We start from the raw sequence: 247 nt of genomic DNA, 5'->3' as shown, positions 1-247 counted from the left end.
ATACACACCCACGTTCTCGCCTGCGGCGCGGTTCAACCCACCGGTCAGGATCGAACCGGCGGTATCACCGTTCTTCAGGCCGCTGACCTGATAGGTCAGGCTCGGATCGGCATCGCCGTAGACCTTGGTCTTGGCGTCGGCGATCACATTCAGCAGCGCCTTGGTGATGGTCAGGTTGTTGCCCTGGTAAGCCAGGTCATAGTTACCGCTGACCAGACCCAGGCCACCCTGCTGAATCGCATAGTTG

Annotated in this window: 1 protein-coding gene; it reads right to left on the bottom strand. The window is 59.9% G+C overall.

Going from position 1 to position 247, the window contains the following annotated elements; translation table 11 throughout:
* Positions 1–247, bottom strand: a 247-nt coding sequence (locus tag BST14_RS32150; protein ID WP_142279727.1) for an MBG domain-containing protein, incomplete at both ends; no start/stop codon positions are given.

The sequence above is a fragment of the Mycobacterium arosiense ATCC BAA-1401 = DSM 45069 genome, assembly GCF_002086125.1.
In the GTDB taxonomy this organism is placed as follows: Bacteria; Actinomycetota; Actinomycetes; order Mycobacteriales; family Mycobacteriaceae; genus Mycobacterium; species Mycobacterium arosiense.
The sequence above is the reverse complement of the archived record's forward strand: the minus strand, read 5'-3'. Positions and strand labels throughout refer to the sequence as shown.